The following is a 17,959-nucleotide window of genomic DNA, read 5'->3' as shown; positions in this document are numbered from 1 at the left end:
TGCCGCCGGAGGCTCCGGGGCACGTCGCGCAGCGGCGGGCGTCGGATCATCGGGAGGTGCGCGATGAGCTACACGGCAACTTTTGACGCGAGCCACAAGGTCAAGGCGTCAGGCGCTCACGCGACGAACTTCGTTCGCCACATCGCCCGCGATGCGGATCAGGCCGCGGGGTTCTCCTTCGCTCAGCGGAACCCGAACATCGATCCGGCGCGCACGTCGATGAACATCACGATGGTCAACGACGGCAACGGAGGTTGGCGTGCCCCGGTCGTGACGCAGGACGAGAAGGGCAACGACCGGCCGCCGTCGGCAGAGCTGACGGACTATCTGGACGCGCGCCTGGCGACGGTCGAGAAGAAGATCAAGGCCGACGCGGTGGCGATGCGCCCCCTCGTCTTGCAGCTCGATCCGAAGTGGTTCGCCGAGCACAACCCGGACTGGCGCGAGGACGGTCTGAACGCCGAAGCAGAGCAGTACATCGGCACGCAGCTCGACTGGGCCGCCCAGGAGTTCGGGCAGCAGAACCTTCCGGGCTACTCCGTGCATATGGATGAGACGAATCCTCAACTCCAGCTCCTGTTCACCCCGGTGACGGAGGACGGGAGGCTGAGCCAGAAGGACTCTTTCAAGGGTCCCGGCGATCTCCAGCGCCAGCACAAGGCGCACCGCCAGGCGCTGGCCGATGCCGGGTACGACGTCGAGTTCAAGGTCACCAAGCGCTCGAAGGAGCACCTGAGCAGCGAGGAGTTCGCCAAGAAGGTTGACCAGGCCCGCGAACGGGCCGCTGAGGCCGCGCAGCACCTCGCCACGGTCCGCGAGCAGGTCGAACAGTCGGACTTCGGCCAGTTCTTCGAGCAGCAGCACCCAGAGGCGTTCGGCCAGGTGCTGGACGAGTACACGAACGAGATCGAGCAGCGCATCCGCGCGCAGGAGGAGCAGGGACATGGACAGCATCACCGCGATGGCCACGGCGAGGGCGACGGAGAAGATCGAGCAGCAGCGGACTACGGAGATGCTGGAGACGTTGGTCTCGAAGCACGCCGCCGTCGAGCAGCAGCTCACGACGCTGACGAAGGCCGTGAGGGACCTCACCGGGCATCAGAAGATCATGGACGAGGAGCTGACGAAGCGGATCGACCGGGCGTCGATCTCGCAGCCGTCCGCCAGCACGTCGCCGCAGATCGCGAGCGTCGAGAGCAGGCTGAGCGAGATCGAGAGCACGCTCGGCGAGTTCGCGCAGAGTCTCGACGGGAAGCGTTTGAGCGCCGCGTCGCAGAGCTTGGTCGCGGAGGCGCAGAAGAATCGCGCGGCTACGGCCTCGGCGATTGACGGGCTCAAGGTGCAGGCCGCGGCGAACCAGAAGCTCGTGAGCCAGGTCGGCGGTGCGGTGCAGCGGATCGAGAAGCGCACCGAGGAGCGCGTGCAGAAGGCCGTCGAGCAGGTCGCCGGGGATGCCTCGACCACGATGACGGCGAACCTCGACGCCGCGAACGAGCGGGCCGAGCGGATCATCGCCGCGACAGCGAAGGTTGAGGCGCGCCAGCTCTGGAGCGCCGCCGCCGCGATGCTCCTCGCGCTCGTGCCGCTCGCGATGCTGGTCGCGGGCGTCTGGATGGCCGCAGCGGGCCTCATCACGGGTGCTCAGTGGGCGCTGGACGTGGACGGGAGCGTGTGGCTCGGCATCGGGCGGTGGCTCGTAGTCGGCGCTGGCCTCGCCGGGGCCGGCTACGCCCTCTTCGCCTCCGCCCGCTGGGTCGTCGGCCTCGCGGAGACGTGGAAGGGCCGCGGGATGCCGTCATGGCCCCGCTGGCGGAGGTGACCCCAGCTCCCGAGGGCAAGCGCGCGGAGCGCGTGCGGCAGAACTCCCCAGAGTGACAATAGGTCAGCCACTACTGTATAGTTCAGTGCATGCTGACTATTGCTTCTCGCCTCGACGTCATGAACCGGCTGGGCCGGGCCATGGCGGACCCGACGCGCTCCCGGATCCTGATGACCCTGCTGGACGGGCCGAGCTACCCGGCCGTGCTCTCGCGCGAGCTGGAGCTGACGCGTTCGAACGTGTCGAACCACCTGACCTGTCTTCGCGACTGCGGGATCGTGGTCGCCGAGCCCGAGGGTCGGCAGACGCGCTACGAGATCGCCGACCCGCACCTCGCGGCGGCGCTCACGGCGCTGGTGGACGTGACGCTGGCCGTGGACGAGCACGCGCCGTGCTTGGACGCCGCGTGCACTGTGCCGGGCTGCTGCGGGACGGGAGCGGGCGCGTGAGCGCGGCGTGCGGCTGCGACGAGCCGGAGACCCGGGTCGGCGAGGAAGCCGATGAGGAGCAGGAGCGTCCGTGGTGGCGTGACCGCGGGATCATGGTCCCGGTGCTCTCCGGCGTCGCCTTCGGCACGGGCCTGGTCCTGGAATGGACAGGGGCGGAGGTCCCGGCGCTGGTGGCGTTCTGGATCGGCCTGCTGCTGGGCGCGTCGACGTTCACCCCGGGCGCGATCCGCAAGCTGATCAAGGGCAAGCTGGGCATCGGCCTGCTGATGACGATCAGCGCGGTCGGCGCGGTGATCCTCGGCTACGTCGAGGAGGCCGCCGCCTTGGCGTTCCTGTACTCCATCGCCGAAGCGCTGGAGGACAAGGCCATGGACCGCGCCCGCGGCGGGCTGCGGGCTCTCCTCAAGCTCGTCCCGGAGACCGCGACCATCCGGCGGGACGGCGCGCCCGTGGAGGTCGCCGCGAAGGACCTCCAGGTCGGGCAGCTCATGCTGGTGCGCCCCGGTGAGCGGATCGCGACCGACGGCATCGTCCGCACAGGTCGGTCGAGCCTGGATACCTCCGCGATCACCGGCGAGTCGATCCCGGTCGAGGTCGAGCCCGGCGACGCGGTGTCGGCCGGGGCGATCAACACCGCCGGTGCCCTGGAGGTCGAGGCGACCGCGGCGGGTACGGACAACTCGCTGACCACGATCGTGGAGCTGGTCGAGCAGGCGCAGGCCGAGAAGGGAGACCGCGCTCGGCTGGCCGACCGGATCGCCCGACCCCTCGTGCCCGGCGTGCTGATCCTCGCCGCTCTCATCGCGATCATCGGCTCGCTGCTCGGCGACCCGGAGCTGTGGATCACCCGCGCCCTCGTGGTGCTCGTCGCCGCGTCGCCGTGCGCGCTGGCGATCTCCGTCCCGCTCACCGTCGTCGCCGCGATCGGCTCGGCGAGCCGGTTCGGCGTGATCATCAAGTCCGGTGCCGTGTTCGAGCGCTTCGGCGTGATCCGCCACGTCGCCGTCGACAAGACCGGCACCCTCACCCGCAACGAGCCCGCCGTCACCGCCGTCCTCACCGCCGACGGCGTGACCGAGGCGCAGGCCCTGGCCTGGGCGGCATCCCTGGAGCAGCACAGCACCCACCCGCTGGCCGCCGCGATCACCGCCGCCGCACCCGGAGCCCCCGCCGCCCCGGACGTCACCGAGCAGGCCGGGCACGGCATCGAAGGCACCCTCGACGGGGCCCGGGTCACCGTCGGCAGCCCTCGCTGGCTGGACTCGGGGACGCTCAAGGACCAGGTCGCGGGCCTGGAGGAGCAGGGCATGACCGTCGTCATTGTGCACCTCGACGGGGTCCCGGTCGCCGCGATCGGGGTCCGCGACGAGCTGCGCCCCGAGGTCCCAGAGGTCGTGCGCACCCTCGCGGCCCAGGGCGTCGGGATGACCATGCTCACCGGCGACAACGCCCGCACCGCCCGCGCGCTGGCCGCGCAGGCCGGGATCGGGGACGTGCGCGCCGAGCTGCGTCCCGAGGACAAGGCCGCCGCGATCAGCGAGCTGGGCAGGCACGGCTCGGTCGCGATGATCGGCGACGGCATCAACGACGCCCCCGCCCTGGCGGCCGCGGACATCGGCATCGCGATGGGCGCGACCGGCTCCGATGCCGCGATCGAGTCCGCTGACGTCGCCTTCACCGGCCACGACCTGCGGCTCCTCCCGCGGGCGTTCGACCACGCCCGCCGCGGCAGGCACATCATCAACCAGAACATCATCCTGTCCCTGCTGATCATCACCGCCCTGCTGCCGCTCGCCCTGTTCGGCGTACTCGGCCTCGCAGCGGTGGTGCTCGTGCATGAGATCGCCGAGGTGATAGTGATCCTCAACGGGCTCCGCGCCGCCAGGACGAGGAAGTAGGAGGGATCATCGAGTGCTATAACTCCGATATGCGCTACCGCATGTCGATGACTCCAGTGCCGATTTCGATCCGGTTCGTCTTAGCTCCCACTGCCGCAAGCAACGGGAAGGGCGCACCCAGTTGGCGGGCGAAGTGATGGACCCGGAAGTAAGCGCCATCTGCGCCGAGCTCTTCGGCGGCCACCGCCAAGTCGATGCTCTGCAGCAGGGTGTCCGCTGCGCTGCGGGTCTGGGAACTGTGGTGCGGCGTCCAGTGTCCGAAGGACAGGAACCCGATCTTCTTGCTCATACTCAGATCAACCGTCGCCTACTTTGGGGTATTCCTGAGCTGACTTACGTGAGGCGACTAGTGGCGTTGTTGGGAGAGCTCAGCGATGTTCTTCCGTACCTCGGGTGCAATTCCACCAATGTGTTCTTCAACCCATGCATAGAAGTTATCTGCACCAGCCAAGAGCGACTGCAGGAAGGGTTCCGGTTCGACAACGGCGGCGCTGTCAAGGATTCGAAATTCGGCGAGGGTGCCTTTTGAACGCAGTGACACGACCACCGGCTGGTCGGAGAGTTCCGCTTCACCGGCACCGCCTTTCAAGTGGGCATCGGCTGTTTCAATGATCGCCAACCAGAAACCTTCTAAGTCACACCACAGAGTAGCTGGTGCCAACTCCTGCTCACCCAAGCGCAGTGAGACTCGCCCCTCGACTGGGTGCTTCTGAGCCTGTTTCCGCCACGCCTGTGCGGCCTCTTTGGGCTCATCGATCGTGGAGATCAAGTATTTGCTGTAGTTTGCGCTGAAGTCGTCAAGATCGCCCACCCCATCAGTCTTCAGCACGAAGGTCTCGCAGGTCACCGCGGAGTCAGGTTTCCAGTCTGTGGTCATTGGTGTACTTTATCGGCTCGCCGTCGAAAAACCCATGGTGCCGGCGCCAGAACTCACTGCGAAAATGGAGGACATGAGTGATCCAGAGTTGGTTCTTTTCCTGCATGGTTTGGGCGACAGCCCAGCGTCTTGGGATGCCGTGATCGAAAACCTACCAGCAGGGATGCAGGGAATCGCGCTGAATGTCCCCGGTCTCAGCCTCGAACAGGACCTCGAATCCGCTCCGTTCGAACTGCACCGGGCTGCTGCCCATGTGCGGAAGGAATTGGATTCCCTCGGCGTAGCGCAAACTCACCTGTGCGGCTTGTCGCTCGGGGCAATGGTTGCCTTGCAAACCGCCATAGATTCGCCACAACGACTCCGTACCTTGACGCTGGTCGCCGGTCAGGTGAAACCACCAAGGTGGCTGATGACCCTGCAAAGCACTCTGGTGCGGATGTTGCCTGCCAAGGTTTTCGGAAAGGACGGCCCGAACAAGACACAGATTCTTGCCGCCTTGAAGGCAGCCAAGACTGTCGACTTCAGCACCTCTCTTTCAGACGTTCGCATCCCGACGCTTGTACTCTGCGGCTCCCGGGACCGACCGAATCTTCCGGCAGCGCGCCGTCTCGCTACCGAAATCCCCGATGCAAGGCTCCGCATCATCCCTGACGGCGGCCACACCTTAAATCAAAGCTCCCCAGCCCTTATTGCTAAGGAGCTGGGGAGTTTCATCGCCGGATAATCTAGTTCCGGTCGCCTAAATCATTCTTCCTCGGCGGCGTATTCGGCGAGCGCGTCTTTGGCCACCTTGAACGCCACATTGGCGGCAGGCACCGAGCAGTAGATGGCGGTCTGCAGCAGGATTTCCTTGATCTCATCCACGCTGAGCCCGTTGCGTCGAGCGGCCTTGACGTGCATGGCCAGCTCTTCCCAATAGCCGCCTGCGACCATGGCGGTCAAGGTGACGGCCGAACGCATGCGCTTATCCAGCCCCGGGCGGGTCCAAATGCTACCCCACGCGTATTTGCTGATTAGGTCTTGGAATTCCTCGGTGAACTCGTCCTTGTTGGCATTGGCGCGGTCCACGTGCGCGTCGGAAAGAACCTCGCGGCGAACCTTCATGCCGCTGTCAAAGACCTCCTGCAAGGTGGCGGCACCATTCTGGGCCGCACCATCCTGGGACGCCTCCGTCTGTGCTGCCCCGCCGCGTTTGCCGAGGAACACTTCGCGAAGCGCAGCGGCAGTCTTCTTTGGTTTTTCCAGCGGTGCTTGGTGTGCCACGTCATCGAGGATGATGGCGGCACCGTTTGGCACGTTGCTAGAGATGAACTGGATGTCTTGCGGCGGGCAGACCGGATCCACGGCTCCGCCGATGGCCAACACCGGGATGTCAATCTCACCAAGACGGTCCCGCACGTCATAGCCGGCTAAACCGTGGCAGATGTGGGCGTAGGCGAAGCGGTCAGCGTTCTGCAGGGTGTGTAGCAGCCCAGTGGTACGCTCCGGATGTTTCTCAATGAAACCCGGCGCGAACCAACGTTGGGCGGAGCCGGTCACCATGGTCGGGGTGCCGGCCTTGGCGACGAGTTCGGCGCGTTCCTGCCAAGCCTCAGGGGTGCCGAGCTTGGCGGCCGAGCAGACCGCGGCTACGGCCGTAAACTTCTCGCCGTATTTGAGGGCAAGTTCGAGGGCGACCGCGCCCGAGACGGAGACCCCGGCAAAAAATACGGTGCGGCCGGAGGCGGCCTGTTCGGAGATGATGGCGGCAGCTGAGTCGGCGAGCTCCTCAAGGCTGAACTCCTCGGTGGAGGCCGGGGAGTGTCCGTGACCGGGCAGATCGTAGCCAACTACCTCGAAATCATCGGCGAGCTCGTTAGCGCAGAGCTGCCAGAGGGCTTCGACCCCGGTGCCAAGCCCGGGACCGACCAGCAGCAGCGGCTTGTTCTCGTCGGCTTTGGTCAGTTGGACGGCAACGATCTTTGGTGCACTCATGTATGACTCCAGTCGGTGTAGGTCGAGGTTAGGTCGTCAACAATCTTGGTCGCGTCCCCGGCGTAGGCCGAGGGATCGAGCAAGTTGGTTAATTCTTCTTCGGTGATCAGCCCCGCCGGCAGCTCAGCCAGCAGCAACGGTTTCAGCGGCGTTGAGTCGGTCAGCGACCTTGAGATCAGCTCCTGCAGCTGCTTCTTGCCTTGGCCGATCCCCACGTGGCCGGATTCCTCCAGCCGTGGAGCCAGGTGCGCCACCATCCGTTCGGTGGCCAGCAGCTCGCCGTGACGGGCCAGGTTATCGGCCATCCACTCGGGGAAGACGCGCAGTCCGGAAACCAGCTCATGGGTCTTCTCCACGGCCGCGCCCGTAGTGCGGATGAGCCCGCGCAGCGCCTCCCACTCGGTGTGCCAGCCACCATCGGCGCGCTCCTCCACGTTGGCGACCGCCCCGGTGTAGACCTGAGCCAATAGCTGCGGAGCAGCCAGCGCGCCGTTCTTGATCAGCACTGACAGCACCGGGTTTTGTTTGTGCGGCATGGCCGAGGAGACCCCGCGGCCCTCGGCCAGTGGCTCACCAAGTTCGCCGTTTTCGCTGCGCACGCTAATCAGCACGTCGTTGGCGATCTTGCCGCAGGCGGCAGCCAGCTGCGCAAACACGTTGGCTTGGTTCAGAATCGGGATCCGGTTGGCCTGCCACGGCAGCGGGTTCTGCAGCCCGAGGCGATCGGCCAGTTTGGCGGCCAACTCGTCGGTGGATGAGGTGCTGCCGGAGCGCACGAGGAAGTCCTGCAGCGAAGCCCTCGTGCCTGCGGCCCCACCCCATTGCAGGGCAGTTTGCTTCAGAGTCTCTTCGAGGTGCTGGCCCGCCTGGGCGAGTGCTTGCAGCCAGTGGCTGACGCGCCAGCCGAAGGTGGCCGGTAGCGAATGCTGGGTCAGCGATCGGGCGACCATAGGAGTATCCCGGTGCTCGTGGGCCAGCGTGATCAGCGCGACCGCGGCCGCCTTGACGGTGGTGAGCACCGCGCTGCCGGCGCGAGAGATGACCAGCATCAGGGCGGTGTCGATGATGTCCTGGCTGGTGGCTCCAATATGAATGGAGGCAGCGGCAGCAGGGTTGGCCTCGGCGACCTTGTCCCGATAGGCCTTCAGCAGCGGGATCAGCGGGTTGCCGCCGCCCACGGCGTCAGCGGCGATCTTGCCCAGATCATAGAGCTCCACCTTGGCGGCTGCCGCAATCGCGGCGAGGTGGTCGGTGGGGATGAGCCCCTCCTCGGCCAGCACGTGACACCAGGCCCGTTCGACCTCAAGCATGGCTTGGCAGAACGCCGCATCGGAGCAGAGCGCGGCCGTCTGGCTGCCCGCCCAGGCCGGGCTGAGAACTCCGTAGTCGACGTTCTGCACTCGCATCTCTCCTGTCGCTGGTGTGGTCGTTAACACTAGTATGCCCGCCCACGGGAGCAAGCGTGGGCGGACAAACTAGGTGGTTGCGGAAACGGTGTTTTCCTTAGGCACCGTTCTCCGGGTACTCAATGCCCGGGAACTGGAAGAACACGGTTTCCTTCTCGCCCTGCAGGTGGATATCGAAGTGCAGGGACCCGTCCTCGCCGCGGGTGGCGATCAGGGTCTTGCGGCGATCCTCGTCCAATGACTTCAGCACGGGATCGTTCGCGAGCGCTTCTTCATCCTCCGGCAGGTACACGCGGGTGTGCAGCTTGTTCAGCAGGCCGCGGGCAAAGACGACCATCGCGATGAACGGCGCCTTGCCCTCTTCGGTGGGTCCGGGGTTCACGGTGGAGAAGTTGTAGGTACCCACATTGTCCACGATGCCGCGGCCCCAGCCGGTGAAAGTCCAGCCGTCGCGGACGAGCGAACCGTCCTTCTGCACGATCTGACCGTTCTCATCCGCCTGCCAGATCTCCAACATGGCATCCGGGATCGGTTCCCCCGCCCCGTCGTAGACGGTGCCGGTGAGCCGGACGGCCTTCGGGTGTCCCGGTGGGATCAGGTTCTGCCCGTCCCACCAGGGCAGGTGGACCTGCTCGTGCGGGTGGGCGTAGCCGAAGAACGGGCCGATGGTCTGCCCGGGGGTGGGCACAAGCTTTTCGTTAGTCATGGTCTTCTCCGTCCTCCATCCAAGTCCGGTTGGAGCCGGTCAGGATGATGTCCCACTGGTAGCCGGTGTTCCACTCGTGGCTGGTCACCGAGTGGTCGTAGTTGGCGACCAGCCGGTCGCGCGCCTTTTGGTCGGTGATCGCCTGGTAGATCGGGTCCAGCGAGAACAGTGGATCGCCCGGGAAGTACATCTGGGTGATCATCCGCTGGGTGAAGTCGGTACCGAACAGGGAGAAGTGCACGTGTGCCGGGCGCCAGGCGTTGTGGTGGTTCTTCCACGGGTACGGTGCCGGCTTGATGGTGGTGAACTCATAGGAGCCGTCATCGCCGGTGATAGCGCGGCCGACGCCGGTGAAGTTCGGATCAATCGGGGCCGGGTGCTGGTCCCGCTTGTGCACGTAGCGGCCGGCCGCGTTGGCCTGCCAGATCTCGATCAGCTGGCCGCGCACCGGGCGGCCGTCGCCGTCGAGCACCTTGCCGCGGATCTTGATGCGTTCACCGATGGGTTCGCCGTTGCCCTGAATGGTCAGGTCAGATTCCAGCACGTGCACATCCCGGTGTCCGAAGGCCGGCGACCACAGCTCGATGGTCTCCGGGTCCGCGTGGTGCATGTTCTTGGTCGGGTGGCGTAGCAGCGAGGATCGGTACGGTGGGAAATTCACCCGCGGCTGGGTCTCCTCCTTAGCCGGATCGGCCTGCTTAGCCTTCTCGTAGGCGGCGTGGATGTCCGCCATCTCTTGGCTGATCTGCTCCTGCGAGTCGCTGGAGGCCAGTGGGTCCAGCACCGGCAAGTTGTCTTCTGCCATGATGTTGCTCCTTCCTCAATGGTCAGAAATGGGGGCGGGTTAGTCTTCGTGCGGCCAGCCGGTGTAGGACTCGGCCAAGTAGGCCTGCCCGTACTTGGAGCTGACCACGGTGTGCAGCTCGCCGACGGCGCGCTTGGCTTCGAACGGGTTGGCGTCGTGGCGGGTATGCAGCATCTGGGTCATCCAGTAGGAGAAGTTCTGTGCCTTCCAGACCCGCTTCAGGGCCTTCTCCGAGTAGCCCTCCAGCCCCTCATCGTTGCCGTCTAGGAAGAAGGACTTCAGGGCATCGAACAGCACCTTCACGTCCGCGAAGGCTAGGTTCAGGCCCTTGGCGCCGGTCGGCGGGACGGTGTGCCCGGCATCGCCGGCCAGGAACATGTTGCCGTAGCGCATCGGCTCACACACGTACGAGCGGAACTTCAGCACAGTCTTTTCAAAGATCGGGCCGCGCTTGAGCTGGAAGCCGTCCGGGCCGTCCACGCGGCGCTGCAGCTCCGCCCAAATGCGCTCCTCATCCCAGTCGTCCACATTCTCGTTCGGATCGCACTGAAAGTACATGCGCTGGACTTCCTCATTGCGCTGGGAGATCAGTGCGAAGCCGTGCGGGGAGTTGGCGTAGATCAACTCTGGTGCGCTCGGCGGGGCCTCGGTCAGGATGCCGAACCAGGCGAACGGGTACTCGATGAAGTTGTCGGTGCGCTTCTCCTGCGGGATGGACCACTTGCAGATGCCCTGCGAACCGTCGGTGCCGACCAGGATGTCGCACTGGATCTCATGCTGATTACCGGCGTTATCCGTGTAGCGGATCTTCGGGGTGTCGGTGAGCAGGTCGGCCACCTCGGTGACCTCGCAGGAGAAGCGGACGTCGCCGCCGTCGCGCTTGCGGGCTGCAGCCAGGTCCACGAACACGTCGTTCTGCGGGTACAGCCAGACGGTGGCGTCCACCAGTTCCTTGAAGTTGATGCGGTGGGAAACGCCGTCAAAACGAAGGTCGATGCCCTCATGCTCGTAGCCGCGGGTCTTCACGCGGGAGTCCACGCCGGTCTCGGTCAGCATCTTCACGGCACCGGTTTCAAGAATGCCGGCCCGGTGGGTGTTGGCGATGGTGTCATGATCGCGCTTTTCGATGACGATGTTCTCGATGCCCTGCTGGGACAGCAAGTGGGAGAGCATCAGCCCGGCGGGACCGCCGCCGACGATGCCGACCTGGGTTTTCTCAATGGTTGGTGCCACGAAGGTTGCTCCTGAAAAGTCTCAAACGTTGTTAGTGAGGAATGGCTCTGGATTCCAGTGTGATCCAGCAGACAGCGGAGCCAATAGGCCATTATCATTGAATGATAAATCAGCTTTCTCGGGTCATCCGGATTCCGATGGGCGGGCATCCGGCTCAGGTGCCGATAATGCGCGGGTGAGTCCGCGACTGGCGGCGAGGAGAACGGGAACCAGGGCGCTACGCTGTTCGAACTCGATCGGCACCACAACACCGATAGAGGCGATGACCTTGGTCCGGTCCCGGCCGGTGATGGAGGCAAAGACCGGCACCGCTGCCCCGGCGGTGTCATGATCCATCATTCCGTCTAGCTGGGCATAGCCGCGCTGGCGGACTGCAGCCAGTGTGGACCGCAGATCTCCCGTGCCTGGGTAATTGATCTTTTCAACTTCTGGATGACGAGCCACGTAGGCGGCGATCTGCGCAGGTTGCTGGAAGGCCAGCATGGACAACCCGAGGGAGACTTGGTGGACCGGCATCCGACCAGCGATCGTGGCCTGGTTGACAACGGAGTTTCGGGACGAGAGCCGCTCGAGCACCAACACCTCGTCACCATCGAGGACGGCAAGCTGGGTGTGCTGGCGGAAAATCGATTGCACATCATCGAGAAAGGGCATGGCCGCCACCCGCAGGTCTCGGGCAGGAGAGGAGCGCGAGGCGAGTTCCCACAGGCGCATGCCCAGGCTGATGTTTCCGCCACTGTCCTTGCGCAGCAGGTCCTCGGCCACCATCTGATTCACCAGGCGATAGCAGGTGGGTAAGGGCACCTCGGCCCGGTAGGCGATGGCGGAGACAGACAGGAGCGGTCGGTCCGCGTCAAAGGCGGAGAGGATCCGGATGATCCGCTCCAACATCGAATCCCCGGAGGGTGAATTGGCCATGTAACTAACCTAGGCGACCCGGCGCGTGTTCGCCGCTTGCTCTACCGCTTTCGTCGCGGCCAAGAGCTGCGGTAGCCATTGCTCGTCGCCGAGCTGTTGGCGTCGGCGTTCGTTGGGTAGTTCGACGCTCAGCGGCGTGCCTGCGGGCAGTGCAGCGATCATCCCGACGAGATCGAGACCGCCCTCCCCGGCCGGTAAGCGCTCCTCCCTAGCCTGCCGAATGATCTCATCCATCGACTCTGGCGTAGGTACTGGGGCATCGCAGACTTGCGCATAGTGAATCCACTCCGCCGGGATACAGCGAATGTCCTCCAAGGTGGTCGTGGAGCGGCCCGTGTGCAAGGTGTCGATCAGGATTGATCGGCCCGGACCGTCAGCTTGACTGACGATCTGTATGGCTCGTTGCACGTTCGGCACCGCAGTCCAAGACATCGGCTCGAGGCTTGCAGCAAGCCCATGAGCTGCACACTGCTGCGCAAAGTCGGCGTATGAATCCACTAACCTCGAAGGGTCCTCATCATCGCCGGACACGAGGACGGCCTTGGCCCCGAGGGCTTGGGAGGTCTCCAAGAACGGCCGGAAGTCTTGCTTTGCGTAGTCCGCGTTCAGTCTGATGATCTCCACGTCGAAGACCGTCACCGGAGAATCGGCGAGGCGTTTCAGCACCCGCGTCAATTGTGCCGGCTCTTCGTGCAGGCGGTAGGCAGCGGTAGTTGGCGTGGCCGGGATGAGACGGACGCCAATGGTGTCGAACCCGTGTTTTTCGGCAAGCTCGACTTGTTCGATGGGATCTTTGTCTAACACGGTTAGTGCCGCAAGACCGATTGGTGAGGCAGTCATCGTGGGTGCTCCCTTGCTCTACTTCGTACGCGTAATGATGTCTTGTCCGGCTAGGTAACCGAAGGTCATGGCAGGTCCAATGTTGATACCGCCGGAGGGGTAGTGCCCGCCAAGTACATTGGCTTGGTCACAACCTACGGCATACAGACCTGGTACTGGTTCACCATTTTCCTGAAGAACCCGCGAACGTTCGTCCGTTTCTAGGCCGGCGAAGGTGCCAAAGCTCCCCGGCAGAACTTTGACGGCATAGTATGGTCCCTTCTCCAACGGGGCCAACGATGGATTTGGCCATGGGTTGTCGGGATCTCCGGAGTTCCGGTTGAAGACGGTCCGTCCGCGGTGAAACTCAGGATCTTCACCGTTGCGTGCGTATCGGTTGAATTCCGCAACGGTTTTCTCGAGTTCCACGGCATTGATGCCGCATTTTCGCGCGAGACTTGCAAGGCTGTCGGCCTTCTTCAGGTACCCGGATTGCACATAGGGGAAGGTCGGTACGGGCGCAGGCTTCGCGAACCCGAGCGGGTAGTAGCGCATGTAATTGGCGTCAGCGATCAGCCAGGCGTGGGGTTCGTCTCCGGCCGGTAGGTTCTCCAGGAGACCGAGGCAGAAGTCGTGGTAACCGTTGGCCTCGTTTACGAAGCGCTTGCCGTTGGACAGCACGCCGATGGTACCGGGTTTGGCTCGGTCGAGGATATGCGGGAAGACGCCTGTTCTACCTTTCGGCAACGGCACGAGTGACACCGGGCAGAAGGCTGCGGCCGATGCCATTCCCTGTTTCAGGTGACCGCCGACTGATTCTGCCAACTTGATGCCATCCCCCGTGCCGGAACCAGCAGGCGGCAGGGACCAATGTTCCTCGGCGTTAGGGTAGCCGTAAAAATGCTGCTTGCGCATTTGTGCGTTGTGGCTGAAACCTCCTGTGGCCAGCACTACGGCCTGCTCGGCTTTGACGCGGTATGCGCCTTCGGGTCCTTCGAGGTCAACGCCGATGATCCGCCCGGTCGCATCGGTAATGAGTTCGTTGGCTCGGGTGTTGACGCGGATGCTGACACCAGCGTCCAGCGCCGAGCGCAGAAGGCGGCCCACAAGAGCGGTGCCGTTAACGAGCGACTGGCCCCGCTGATAGATGGCGAGATCGCCAAAGTGGCGACTTACCCTCGCTGCGCAGTGCCCAAAGGCTTTCACCGAACGGGTGGAATGGAGAAAGGCCTGCAGGTCTTCGCCGGCCATGATGCCCATACCTAAGAAAGACGTTTCGTACATCTGTCGGCGCAGAAGGCGTGCGACGTCCTTGCCAAGTGCGGTGAGGCGGACCGGTTTCGGTGCTACTTGACGGTGTCCCGTGGCGGAGCCGGGAGTATGTTCGTGGATGTCCGCGACACCGGCCCCGGGAACAAACTCTAGAGCCGTTTTCTCCTGGAAAAAGTCGACCATCTCGGGTGCTGTTTCAAGATAGGTTCGGACTCGCTTTTCATCGAAGTGCTCGCCTAGTCGGTTCCGCAGATAAGTCAAGGGTTCCTCGATCGACTCGTTAACTCCGGCTTCGCGAGCGAAGCGGTGCCTTGGCGTCCACATCCAGCCGCCAGACCATGCCGTGGCACCCCCACAGGTATCGGCCTTTTCAGCTACGAGAACGCGTGCACCACCTTGAGCCGCTGAAACCGCGGCGGCCAGACCTCCCGCGCCCGAACCAATGACAACAACGTCATACTCTTCTGACACTTAGTTACTCCGCTTCTTCTCGTCTAGGAACACTGTTTCTCGGGTCCGTGAGGATTCATAAATCGCTTCAATCACGCGCAGGGACACTCGTGCCTCTTCGCCGGTAACCGCCGGTGGACGGCCCTGCAGGATTGACTCCGCAAAATCTTGGATCTGCAGCGTATGGAAATGGCTCAAGCGCGCATTGATGTCCGCCAGCTCTTGGAGCGGCTCTACATCTGCGCGAAAGGGAGGTACAACTTCTCGCTGCTCCGGGACCAGCCACAGGTCATTGAAACCCTCGGCGCCCTCCGGGAATTCTGTGAGACTGACAACCGCTCCGGTCTCCCCCACCAACTGAATTCGATTGCCGAGGTTGTGGACCGCGCCGGTCGTTGCAGTGATCGAGGCGGTGGCACCGGATTCGAACTCCACGACGGCGCTGGCGGTATCCTCTGTTTCCATGTGATTTTTGTGGAAGTGGGTACGGATGTGCCCTGTCACGCTGACGGGAGTACCGAGGAACCACTGCAACATGTCAATTTGGTGGACGGCCTGGGTCATGAGTACTCCGCCGCCATCGGTATCCCACTTACCCCGCCACGGATCCTGAGCATAGTAGTCACTCTCGCGGCGCAAGATCACCGAAACTTCGGCCAGTCGTGGCGTCCCGACAGTGCCGTCTTCGATGGCCTGTTTGATTCGTTGCGCTGCCGGCCAAAGCCGCCGCTGAAAGACGACGGACAGCACGATACCGGCCTCGTTAGCGGCAGCAATCATCCGGTCGGCCGTAGGAGTATCAACTGCAATCGGCTTCTCGCACAGCACGTGGACACCCGCGGCGGCCGCCTGAAGAACGTTCTGTTCGTGCACTGGGTGAGGTGTGCAGACAGAGATCGCATCCACGCCGGACATGACCAAGTCTGCAAAGCTTTCGAAAGCTCGCGGTAACCCGTTATCTCTCGCGAACTTTTCGGCCCGCGCTTGATCTGCATCGACGCAGCCCACGAGAGCCACTCCATCCATGGATTGAAAGGCCCGAACATGGTTGGGCGCGATCTTCCCGCAACCGATAATCCCTACCCGCAGAGTCATGGTCAGCTCCCTTCACCGCTGCGGGAATGCTGCAATGACTGCTGCAGTTCGGCACGCATCCGCTGCACATCGGGCTCAACACCGGTCAGTAACCGGAAACCGTCACCGGCCTGCTCGATGAGCATTTGGGTACCATCGAGCCGCCTACAGCCAAGACTTGCTGCATGTTTCAGCAGTTCCGTCTCAATCGGCCGGTAGATGACATCGCCGACCCAGTGGCGCTGCTCCAGCAGGTTAAGATCCAGCGGAGTCCCCGGAATATTTTCCATCCCAATGGGGGTGGCGTTCACGACGCCATCCGCGGCGGCGAGCAGGTCCGGAAGTGCCGTTGGCTCCCACGCGGCAGCCTCAGTCTGGGTTTGTGCGATCTTTTCGCGGAGCTGCTCACGCCTGTCCTGATCGGGGTCCACGATGTCCAACCTGCCGACGCCAAAGTCGGCCAGTGCCCGAGCCACCGCGGAACCGGCGCCGCCGGCACCAATCAGCACAACGCGCTCGCGAGGACAGTCTGACATGTTGCGTTGCAGCGCAGTCAGAAATCCGGTGTAGTCGGTGTTCTCGCCCAGCAGTGTCCCATCCTCACGCAGAACGATAGTGTTGACCGCACCCAGGGCTTCCACAGCAGGAGATAAGGCATCGAGGTGCTGCATGACTACCTGCTTATACGGATGCGTCACGTTGAACCCCGTGTAGCCCGCGGCCAGCTTGGCAGCTATAAAGGCCCCTAGGTCCTTGGCGACCTCCGGTTGGTCCTCGAGGTCGAGCAGCTCGTATCGATAACCGTCCAATCCCTGATGAACGGCCTCACGTTCATGGATCTGGGGAGACAGGCTGGTGCTCAGATCGTTGCCGATGAGCCCTATCCGGATGCGATGCTGATGCATTGTGCGCCTACCTTTGTTACTTAGTTCTTTTCTCGCCCAACAGGAGGGTGGGGGTCTTGTATGTCTCCGGACCGGTCGCGAACGCGACGGCAGAGAGGATCGCGAAGCCGGCGCACATCCGGGCAACCGGCATCCAGTTCGAGGCATCGCCAGCGGTCATAGCGGTACCGATCGCGGGCGTGAAGCCCGATACCAGCAGGCCTAACATCAGACCGATCGCCATACCGCTGTAACGAACCTTGGCCGGGAACTGCTCCGGGAATGCGGCCATGTAGGTGGCATTCGGGGCGGCATAGAATCCACCAAGCAACACGATGCTCGAGAGATAAATCAGGAAGATGTTCCCGGTGCCAATAGCGTTGAAGAAAACAAAAACCATCGCACCGGCGCCGAGTGCCCCCGTGATAAAGACTGGTTTGCGGCCGATCTTGTCCGAGAGCAAACCGTATAGCGGCTGTGACAGAACTGCCGCAAAGTTGGAAACGGCGATCGCGGTCAACATGGTGGCCCGCTCAATGCCACTATGTTCAACGGCGTAGGCGAGTGCGAAGACGTTCACCATTGTGTTGATCATGGCGAAAGTGGAGCTCAGCATCACGCGTAAGACCGCAGCCCAATGAGAGCGGAAAAGCTCGACCATCGGAACCTTCACCACTTCTTCGGATTCCTTCACATCTGCGAAGACCTCCGGCTCTTCCAAGTGGCGACGAATCCAGAAAGCAAAGAACGTCAAGACAATGCTGATCCAGAACGGAATCCGCCAGCCCCAGCTCATGAGTTGTTCCTCCGGTAGCGTGGCAATCGGAATGAAGACCAGGCTGGAGAGCACGATGCCGAACATAACGCCGCTGATCGTGAAACTAGCAAAGAAGGCGCGGCGCCGCGGCGGGGCATGCTCGATCGAGAGGGAGGCCGCACCAGGAGATTCGCCTCCTGCAGACAACCCCTGAAGCAGACGCAGAAAGACCAGCAGTAACGGGGCAGCTAACCCGATGGTGTCATAGGTTGGCAGGCAACCGATCAGGAAGGTGGCGATTCCCATCAAAAGGAGGCAGGCCATCAGAGTGAAGCGACGGCCCAGCTTGTCACCAAGGTGACCCCACAGCACCGCGCCCAGCGGGCGGGCAACGTATGCAACGCCGAGCGTACCGATGGACAACAACACTGAGCTCGGCCCGTCATCGGCGAAGAATACTTTGCCGAAGATCAGTGCCGCCGCTGAACCGTAGATGAAGAAATCGTAGTATTCCAAGGTGCTACCGAGGAATCCGGATAGCGCGGCTTTTCTCGCCTGCGGGCTTGTCTTTTCTGATGCCCCGAGCGACGTTGGCTCAGTCGTCGTTGAAACCATTGT

Annotated in this window: 16 protein-coding genes and 2 pseudogenes; 5 read left to right on the top strand and 13 right to left on the bottom strand. The window is 63.3% G+C overall.

Features of this window, described 5'->3' with window-relative positions; all coding sequences use genetic code 11:
- Positions 1-63: 63 nt before the first annotated feature.
- From ACFFFR_RS10655 to ACFFFR_RS10640, 4 genes and pseudogenes are all read left to right on the top strand, one after another.
- Positions 64-693 (top strand): annotated as a pseudogene (locus ACFFFR_RS10655) (plasmid recombination protein); the annotation flags it as partial.
- A 250-nt stretch (positions 694-943) separates the two neighbouring features.
- Positions 944-1,819 carry a hypothetical protein gene (locus ACFFFR_RS10650; RefSeq protein WP_052462246.1) on the top strand — a complete coding sequence of 292 codons (876 nt, stop codon included), beginning with the start codon at positions 944-946 and terminating at the stop codon, positions 1,817-1,819.
- An 89-nt stretch (positions 1,820-1,908) separates the two neighbouring features.
- On the top strand, positions 1,909-2,268 hold the full coding sequence (cmtR, locus tag ACFFFR_RS10645; protein ID WP_040158801.1) for a Cd(II)/Pb(II)-sensing metalloregulatory transcriptional regulator CmtR: 360 nt from the start codon (positions 1,909-1,911) through the stop codon (positions 2,266-2,268).
- Positions 2,265-4,166 carry a heavy metal translocating P-type ATPase gene (locus tag ACFFFR_RS10640; RefSeq protein WP_377460294.1) on the top strand — a complete coding sequence of 634 codons (1,902 nt, stop codon included), beginning with the start codon at positions 2,265-2,267 and terminating at the stop codon, positions 4,164-4,166. The genes cmtR and ACFFFR_RS10640 overlap by 4 nt, the downstream gene beginning before the upstream one ends.
- A 37-nt stretch (positions 4,167-4,203) precedes the next feature.
- Here ACFFFR_RS10640 and ACFFFR_RS10635 read toward each other — a convergent pair.
- A pseudogene (locus tag ACFFFR_RS10635) lies at positions 4,204-4,455 on the bottom strand (LLM class flavin-dependent oxidoreductase); the annotation flags it as partial.
- A 57-nt stretch (positions 4,456-4,512) separates the two neighbouring features.
- Positions 4,513-5,043 (bottom strand): hypothetical protein, encoded by a 531-nt coding sequence (locus ACFFFR_RS10630; RefSeq protein WP_377460292.1) that lies wholly within the window; start codon positions 5,041-5,043, stop codon positions 4,513-4,515.
- Positions 5,044-5,116: 73 nt separating this feature from the next.
- Here ACFFFR_RS10630 and ACFFFR_RS10625 point away from each other — a divergent pair, with 73 nt between their 5' ends.
- A complete protein-coding gene (locus ACFFFR_RS10625; protein ID WP_377460291.1) occupies positions 5,117-5,767 on the top strand; it encodes an alpha/beta fold hydrolase in 651 nt (216 codons plus the stop codon).
- Between the two features lie 20 nt (positions 5,768-5,787).
- On the opposite strand, the gene pcaDC is transcribed toward ACFFFR_RS10625, so the two are convergent.
- From pcaDC to ACFFFR_RS10565, 11 genes are all read right to left on the bottom strand, one after another.
- On the bottom strand, positions 5,788-7,017 hold the full coding sequence (gene pcaDC, locus ACFFFR_RS11915; protein WP_446686103.1) for a bifunctional 3-oxoadipate enol-lactonase/4-carboxymuconolactone decarboxylase PcaDC: 1,230 nt from the start codon (positions 7,015-7,017) through the stop codon (positions 5,788-5,790).
- Positions 7,014-8,423 (bottom strand): lyase family protein, encoded by a 1,410-nt coding sequence (locus ACFFFR_RS10610; protein ID WP_377460289.1) that lies wholly within the window; start codon positions 8,421-8,423, stop codon positions 7,014-7,016. The genes pcaDC and ACFFFR_RS10610 overlap by 4 nt, the downstream gene beginning before the upstream one ends.
- A 97-nt stretch (positions 8,424-8,520) precedes the next feature.
- Positions 8,521-9,129: a protocatechuate 3,4-dioxygenase subunit alpha gene (gene pcaG, locus ACFFFR_RS10605; RefSeq protein ID WP_377460288.1), complete on the bottom strand. Its 609-nt coding sequence runs from the start codon at positions 9,127-9,129 to the stop codon at positions 8,521-8,523.
- On the bottom strand, positions 9,122-9,934 hold the full coding sequence (pcaH, locus tag ACFFFR_RS10600; RefSeq protein ID WP_377460286.1) for a protocatechuate 3,4-dioxygenase subunit beta: 813 nt from the start codon (positions 9,932-9,934) through the stop codon (positions 9,122-9,124). The genes pcaG and pcaH overlap by 8 nt, the downstream gene beginning before the upstream one ends.
- A gap of 39 nt (positions 9,935-9,973) precedes the next feature.
- Entirely contained in the window at positions 9,974-11,167 is a 1,194-nt protein-coding gene (locus ACFFFR_RS10595) for a 4-hydroxybenzoate 3-monooxygenase (RefSeq protein ID WP_377460285.1), read from the bottom strand.
- Positions 11,168-11,290: 123 nt separating this feature from the next.
- A complete protein-coding gene (locus ACFFFR_RS10590; RefSeq protein WP_377460283.1) occupies positions 11,291-12,085 on the bottom strand; it encodes an IclR family transcriptional regulator in 795 nt (264 codons plus the stop codon).
- Between the two features lie 9 nt (positions 12,086-12,094).
- Positions 12,095-12,925 carry a sugar phosphate isomerase/epimerase family protein gene (locus tag ACFFFR_RS10585; protein WP_377460281.1) on the bottom strand — a complete coding sequence of 277 codons (831 nt, stop codon included), beginning with the start codon at positions 12,923-12,925 and terminating at the stop codon, positions 12,095-12,097.
- Between the two features lie 18 nt (positions 12,926-12,943).
- On the bottom strand, positions 12,944-14,647 hold the full coding sequence (locus ACFFFR_RS10580) for an FAD-dependent oxidoreductase (protein WP_377460279.1): 1,704 nt from the start codon (positions 14,645-14,647) through the stop codon (positions 12,944-12,946).
- Positions 14,648-15,721, bottom strand: coding sequence for a Gfo/Idh/MocA family protein (locus ACFFFR_RS10575; RefSeq protein ID WP_377460277.1), 1,074 nt, complete (start codon positions 15,719-15,721; stop codon positions 14,648-14,650). It lies immediately after the preceding gene.
- A 2-nt stretch (positions 15,722-15,723) separates the two neighbouring features.
- Complete coding sequence (locus tag ACFFFR_RS10570; RefSeq protein ID WP_377460275.1) at positions 15,724-16,605, bottom strand: shikimate dehydrogenase; 882 nt, start codon at positions 16,603-16,605, stop codon at positions 15,724-15,726.
- 16 nt (positions 16,606-16,621) lie between these two features.
- Entirely contained in the window at positions 16,622-17,956 is a 1,335-nt protein-coding gene (locus ACFFFR_RS10565) for an MFS transporter (protein WP_377460273.1), read from the bottom strand.
- Between the last annotated feature and the right edge of the window lie 3 nt (positions 17,957-17,959).

The organism is Micrococcoides hystricis (genome assembly GCF_042434215.1).
Lineage (GTDB): Bacteria > Actinomycetota > Actinomycetes > Actinomycetales > Micrococcaceae > Micrococcoides > Micrococcoides hystricis.
The sequence above is the reverse complement of the archived record's forward strand: the minus strand, read 5'-3'. Positions and strand labels throughout refer to the sequence as shown.

Bases quoted from the DNA above. Each gene is read 5' to 3' on its own strand.
- ACFFFR_RS10650 (WP_052462246.1), top strand. From the start codon at position 944: ATGGACAGCATCACCGCGATGGCCACGGCGAGGGCGACGGAGAAGATC.
- cmtR (WP_040158801.1), top strand. From the start codon at position 1,909: ATGCTGACTATTGCTTCTCGCCTCGACGTCATGAACCGGCTGGGCCGG.
- ACFFFR_RS10630 (WP_377460292.1), bottom strand. From the start codon at position 5,043: ATGACCACAGACTGGAAACCTGACTCCGCGGTGACCTGCGAGACCTTC.
- ACFFFR_RS10625 (WP_377460291.1), top strand. From the start codon at position 5,117: ATGAGTGATCCAGAGTTGGTTCTTTTCCTGCATGGTTTGGGCGACAGC.
- pcaDC (WP_446686103.1), bottom strand. From the start codon at position 7,017: ATGAGTGCACCAAAGATCGTTGCCGTCCAACTGACCAAAGCCGACGAG.
- ACFFFR_RS10610 (WP_377460289.1), bottom strand. From the start codon at position 8,423: ATGCGAGTGCAGAACGTCGACTACGGAGTTCTCAGCCCGGCCTGGGCG.
- pcaG (WP_377460288.1), bottom strand. From the start codon at position 9,129: ATGACTAACGAAAAGCTTGTGCCCACCCCCGGGCAGACCATCGGCCCG.
- pcaH (WP_377460286.1), bottom strand. From the start codon at position 9,934: ATGGCAGAAGACAACTTGCCGGTGCTGGACCCACTGGCCTCCAGCGAC.
- ACFFFR_RS10590 (WP_377460283.1), bottom strand. From the start codon at position 12,085: ATGGCCAATTCACCCTCCGGGGATTCGATGTTGGAGCGGATCATCCGG.
- ACFFFR_RS10585 (WP_377460281.1), bottom strand. From the start codon at position 12,925: ATGACTGCCTCACCAATCGGTCTTGCGGCACTAACCGTGTTAGACAAA.
- ACFFFR_RS10575 (WP_377460277.1), bottom strand. From the start codon at position 15,721: ATGACTCTGCGGGTAGGGATTATCGGTTGCGGGAAGATCGCGCCCAAC.
- ACFFFR_RS10570 (WP_377460275.1), bottom strand. From the start codon at position 16,605: ATGCATCAGCATCGCATCCGGATAGGGCTCATCGGCAACGATCTGAGC.
- ACFFFR_RS10565 (WP_377460273.1), bottom strand. From the start codon at position 17,956: ATGGTTTCAACGACGACTGAGCCAACGTCGCTCGGGGCATCAGAAAAG.